Consider the following 5,424-nt stretch of genomic DNA (forward strand, 5'->3'; position numbering starts at 1 on the left):
TCGGATTAATTTTACAATCTACCATTGTTTGTTCCGCCATTAGCGGTTGTTGCATTTGTTTCTGTGCTAGAACTGGAGCTAGAACGACTCTTACTCTTCGAATTCGTACTACTAAAAACCGCAATTGATCCGGTCTTCTTGTAAGATAAGCTCAAGCCATTACGAATAAAGTTTGTCACGCGTTGGAGTTCGGACTTTTTCATAACTTCCATGCTCTGGTCGTTAAGTTCCTTACCAGTCCCTTGGAGGTGTGTTTCCTTCAAGTTTTTGGTGGCTGACCGATAATTCTGCGCTAAACTCGTTAAATCATCAAAGGTTAAATCAGTTTGTGTCTGCTTAGCCAAAGAACTGATGAAGCTCTGATTAAGTAATGTTGAGATTGAACCACTCTTCTTAACTAACGCCATCAGAACAGCCCGTTGCCGCTTCTGTCGGCCATAGTCATTGTCTGGATCATCATACCGCATCCGAGAATAAGCCAATGCTTTTTTCCCATTCATGTGGGTCTTAATACCTTTTTTGAATGTATAACCTGCATAAGTAAAACTTAACGTTGGCGTAACATCAACACCACCGACCTGATCAATAACTTTTTCCATGCCACCCATGTTAATTAACGCATAAAAGTCGATAGGAATGTTTAGCATTTTTTGAATCGTATCGATAGTAGTCTTTGCTTGTCCCCAAGCATAAGCTGCGTTAATTTTCGAAGGGGACTGACTAGCAAAACCAGGAATCGTTACCGCCGTGTCCCGCGGAACACTCGTAATTGTGGTTTTATTAGTGGTCGGATTTAAGGTCACAACCATCATACTATCGGTTCGACCCTTGTAACTCCGNACCCTTGTAACTCCGACCTAATGCACCTGTATCAGTTCCCAATAAGAGAATTGAGATAGGCTTCTTATCAGATAATTGCTTATTTACATCTCGTTCTTTAGTTACACCAGAAGCATTAAACGAACTGTTGACAGCATTTTTAATACTTCTATAGCGTGTCATACCATACGCCGCACCACCGGCGATCAATAAGAGAATAAGTACCAATATGGTGTTACGAACTGGATGCGTCTTTTTTCTATGTTGCATACTACCAACCACCCCTTCGGTCTCCTCAAAATAACTCTAATTATACTACAATTACTTCAAATTTATTTTGAAACTCCGCAAACGCGCGTTTTATAATCAAGTTAGCCAAATACTTTTAGCTAATTGATAAAGGCAGATTGCAAGAGCGCTTAATGTTTGTCATCAAACAATCAATAATGAATTGTGCCGCGGCGAGATCGACCAAGTAAAAAAAGTGAATGGTCAACGCCAATATTACGCTGTATACTCACCAGAAACAGCACAAGCTAAGTACGAAGCTAATCGAGCCCACTGTCATCGACCTTTGAAACTCGTCGGTGTCGCTGATTTTATCGACTATTTTACGACTCATTTGCGTCAAGATGGTTGGTCGCCTGATGCAACAGTAGGACGGGCCAAACTTGAAGGCTTATATCAACCTGAGGAGATGGTCTCGACCAAGACGCTATACCACTATATTGATGCCCAGTTACTTGAAGTCCGTAATCTTGATCTACTCGAAAAAACGCGCCACCGTGCCAAACATCATCACTCGATCAAGCACAAGCGTCTGGCCGGACGGAGTATTGATGAACGGCCTAAAAGTATCGACCAGCGCCAAGAGTTTGGCCATTTCGAATTGGACACCGTGGTGGGCAAGCGCAACGGTCAAGAGAGTGTGATCTTAACGCTGATCGAGCGTCAATCCCGCTGCCAAATTCTACGTTTGATCGATGGTCGTGATGCCGATTCAGTCAACTATGAGCTGGCCAAGATCTGTCAAGAATACGGATCAATCATGAAGTCAGTTACTGCCGATAATGGCGCTGAGTTCTCGGAAGTTGGCGCTGTACTTACCGGTGTCGCTGACCTTTATTATGCCCATCCATATCGTTCCTCTGAGCGTGGGACTAACGAAGCGCATAATCGAATGATCCGCCGCGATGTACCCAAGGGTCTATCCATGGATATTTTGGGTCCTCATGATATCCAAGCAGTTGAGTCAAAGCTAAACAATTTACCGCGCCGGCAAACTGGCTATCAAACAACCAAAGAGCTTTTCTCCGCTGCTTCCACCGGTTAAGTTAAGTCCATAAAATATGAATATTAATGAAAATACTGATTTAATAGGATTTATCGTGTGGCTAATTTGTTCTTGCAATTTGGGTCTTCCTTAATATGCCCCATTAGGTCTGAAAAAAACACTAATAGTTTTAATTAAAACACCCAAATCAAATAATACGCTTCGATGCAAGATATATTTCAGATCAAGTCCAACCATTTCATCAAAACCAACTTCATTGCGAACCGTAACTTGCCATAAACCGGTACATCCGGGTTTCACAAATAATCTTTGCTTATCATAATCTGTATAATTTACGACTTCATCTGGTAAAGGTGGGCGAGGACCAACCAAGCTCATTTGTCCCAGTAGAACATTCAAAAGCTGAGGTAATTCGTCAATACTATGTTTTCGAATAAATCTACCAACTTTTGTCACCCGTGGATCCATCCTAATTTTAAAGATCGCCCCATCAACTTCATTTTTATCAATCAGATATTTTTTCAAGCTATCTGCATTAACGACCATTGATCTGAATTTGTACATTTTAAAGGGGCGCTGTTGTCGTCCTAAACGAATCTGCGAATAAAATACTGGCCCCTTTGGCTCTTCTAATTTAATTGCAATAGCAACAATTAAAAATACCGGTAAGAGTAACACTAGGCCAAAAAAACTAGCTACAAAGTCAAAAATCCGCTTTACCGACCGATATACATAGCGATGTCGTTCGTAATTCAAATCAATCGCAATATTTCTTGTATGCTCTTCTCCATAATCCATTAGAATAACCAAAACCTCTTTTTCTTCTTGAGCACCGAAATCCTAGTAAATTCCGGTTTCACAATCTCCTCCCCATTGAGGATTGCTCTAGCGTCATCATTAAACCTAGTCGCAACATCTTTACCAGCTTGTTGCTCTAGTTTATTAAAGGCGTCCCCCATTAAGAATCGCCGTCCCTTAAAATTATGCGCATCCGAGGAAAAGGCAAAGCCTATACCACTGCGAATAATCTTAGTAGTTAATTTCTCGACATTATCGCCGAACACTCCAAGATAACTACTACTGGTCAGCTGCGTTAAACAACCCATTTCTACAAAATCATATAACCGGTCCGGTTCCTTCTGAAACCCATGGTTCCGTTCCGGATGGGCAATCACTGGTGTAATCCCACGCGTCTGCAACTCAAAGATCATATCTTCCGTATATTCTGGAATCCCACTATGCGGTAATTCCAATAGTAGATACTTGCCGCCCTCATCCATAAACAGGATATCGTCGTCATCCAGTGCCCTTAGGAGCTCCCCCGTCAAGTGCACCTCTTGTCCGGGAAAGACCGTTAACGGGATCTTAGCAGCGTCTAGTGCTTCTTGAAAGGCCGTTGTTTTTCTCAATACATCTACCTTATGGTTGGTATATTCGCCATCCATATGGTGCGGTGTCAGCAGAATATGACTAATCCCTTGTGCCACCGCGTCGCGTGCCATACCAAGCGCCATCGGCAAGTCTTTCGCGCCGTCATCCACACCCGGTAAAATATGACAATGTAAATCAACTAACGTCACTTTTTATCATCCGTTCCGTAATAGCCGCCGTAATAACTGCCACCATAATAATTACCACCGTAATAACCCACTGACTTTTGGGCTGTCACACGATTCATCACTGTTCCTAAAATGTTAGCGTGAACAGTCTCCAACAGTTGCTTAGCCCGACGCACCCCATTCTTGTCAGCAATACCTTGTGGCACAACTAAAACCGTCCCATCAATTCGGCTTGCCAATAACTGTGCATCCGTCACCGTATTAACCGGTGGTGCATCAACAATCACCAAATCAAATTCAGCGGTTAGTTCACTTAACAAATTTTCAATTCGTTTACTACCCAATAACTCCGCCGGGTTAGGTGGAACTGGTCCACTTGTGATTACGCTAAGGTCCTTGACCATGGTCTCGCGAACCACTGCCGATAAGTCAGCGTTTCCTGATAGATAGTTCGTCAATCCCATCCGATTACTAACATCGAACGAGCGATGAACGGCTGGTCGCCGTAAGTCAGCATCAACGAGTACAACCTTAGTGCCCTGATCCGCCCAGGTAACTGCCATATTATTACTGATCGTTGATTTTCCTTCAGAAGGTTCCGACGATGTGAACAGAATTGATTGGAGTTGCTTATCAACCGAGGAGAATTGAATATTCGTCCGAATGGTTTTGAACTGTTCTGCAATCATCCCATTGGGCTCTGTATAGCTAACTAAACCGACACCATACTTTAAACTTGTATCATCAAGTTTTTTCTTGTTTCGCTTAAACCACGCCATTGTCGTCACCTACACCCTTCTTCGGTTACGCGCTTCTACTCTGCCATCTGCACCGGTAATTAAGTCGTCTGAACTGTGACGTTCACGCGTAATCCGCTTTTTAACTTCCTTATCGTCAATTTCACTAACGATACCTAAGCTGGTCAATCCCAATTCATCCGTCAAGTAACTCTCGGAAGTAACCGTTCGATCCGTAACCTCACGCAATAATGCCAATCCAATACCGAGAATCAGCCCCACAATTAATCCGATTGCCAAATTGATGGTCTTTCTCGGACTTACCGCCGAATAGTTCGGTGTCGCTTTTGACACGATTGAAACATTATGAACGCTCATCATCTTGACAACTTGCTTTTTAAATACTTTGGCGGTTTCATTCGCAATTGTTGCCGCTGTTTTAGCATCCGTTGCCTTAACCGTAATCGAGAATACCTGCGAGTTCTGCTGGTTACTAATTGAAATAGCATTTTTCAATGCACTCATTGATCCCGGATATCCAGGGTAACCGCTGGTTGTGTTATTGACTGTCTTTAAGACAGTTGGGCTAGTAATGATATCCTTATATGTACTAATCATCTGCACGTCGGCTTGTACTTGCTGATACTGTGCCGCCTGCATACTGGCCGATAGTTTTCGATTAACCAATATTTCGGTTGTCGCCTCATATTTTGGCGTCATCACAAAAAAGGTAACAAAAATCGACGCCAAAAAAACTACTAAAGTTGTGATCCAAATTGCTTTGATGTGTTTACGCAAGATACCAAAAATTTGCATCACACTAATTGTTTGCTCAGAATCCATATTTTCCTCCAGTACGGCCTACTACCATCGCGTGTAAGTTTATTTTTCGATGATAATTTTTATAAACATTAACTTTTTTATACTTATGCTATTATAGCGGGCTTTTTATAAAGAATAAAGGCTTTTCGGGCAAAAATCTTAACATTATAAGGTAGATTGCAAATTTAATCCG

Annotated in this window: 5 protein-coding genes and 2 pseudogenes; 1 reads left to right on the forward strand and 6 read right to left on the reverse strand. The window is 42.2% G+C overall.

Features of this window, described 5'->3' with window-relative positions; all coding sequences use genetic code 11:
* Positions 1 to 11: 11 nt before the first annotated feature.
* Both FD07_RS11505 and FD07_RS12670 read right to left on the reverse strand, forming a co-directional pair.
* On the reverse strand, positions 12 to 839 hold an 828-nt coding region (locus FD07_RS11505), incomplete at its 5' end, for an LCP family protein (RefSeq protein WP_235804805.1).
* 1 nt (position 840) lies between these two features.
* Positions 841 to 1,089, reverse strand: a pseudogene (locus tag FD07_RS12670) (LCP family protein); the annotation flags it as partial.
* Between the two features lie 130 nt (positions 1,090 to 1,219).
* On the opposite strand from FD07_RS12670, the pseudogene FD07_RS11510 reads away from it, so the two are divergent.
* Positions 1,220 to 2,152 (forward strand): annotated as a pseudogene (locus FD07_RS11510) (IS30 family transposase); the annotation flags it as partial.
* 90 nt (positions 2,153 to 2,242) lie between these two features.
* On the opposite strand, the gene FD07_RS11515 reads toward FD07_RS11510, so the two are convergent.
* Genes FD07_RS11515 through FD07_RS11530 form a run of 4 tightly spaced genes read right to left on the reverse strand, consistent with a single transcriptional unit; the run spans position 2,243 to position 5,252 of the window.
* A complete protein-coding gene (locus FD07_RS11515) occupies positions 2,243 to 2,911 on the reverse strand; it encodes a sugar transferase (protein WP_020090461.1) in 669 nt (222 codons plus the stop codon).
* Positions 2,911 to 3,693: a tyrosine-protein phosphatase gene (locus FD07_RS11520; RefSeq protein WP_020090460.1), complete on the reverse strand. Its 783-nt coding sequence runs from the start codon at positions 3,691 to 3,693 to the stop codon at positions 2,911 to 2,913. The genes FD07_RS11515 and FD07_RS11520 overlap by 1 nt, the downstream gene beginning before the upstream one ends.
* A complete protein-coding gene (locus FD07_RS11525) occupies positions 3,690 to 4,451 on the reverse strand; it encodes a CpsD/CapB family tyrosine-protein kinase (protein WP_027826052.1) in 762 nt (253 codons plus the stop codon). The genes FD07_RS11520 and FD07_RS11525 overlap by 4 nt, the downstream gene beginning before the upstream one ends.
* A gap of 9 nt (positions 4,452 to 4,460) precedes the next feature.
* A complete protein-coding gene (locus FD07_RS11530) occupies positions 4,461 to 5,252 on the reverse strand; it encodes a YveK family protein (RefSeq protein WP_020090459.1) in 792 nt (263 codons plus the stop codon).
* Positions 5,253 to 5,424: the final 172 nt, after the last annotated feature.

It is taken from the genome of Levilactobacillus parabrevis ATCC 53295, from assembly GCF_001434055.1.
Classification (GTDB): Bacteria; Bacillota; Bacilli; order Lactobacillales; family Lactobacillaceae; genus Levilactobacillus; species Levilactobacillus parabrevis.

Coding starts and splice junctions, on each gene's coding strand:
- FD07_RS11515 (WP_020090461.1), bottom strand. CDS start 2,911: ATGGATTATGGAGAAGAGCATACAAGAAATATTGCGATTGATTTGAAT.
- FD07_RS11525 (WP_027826052.1), bottom strand. CDS start 4,451: ATGGCGTGGTTTAAGCGAAACAAGAAAAAACTTGATGATACAAGTTTA.
- FD07_RS11530 (WP_020090459.1), bottom strand. CDS start 5,252: ATGGATTCTGAGCAAACAATTAGTGTGATGCAAATTTTTGGTATCTTG.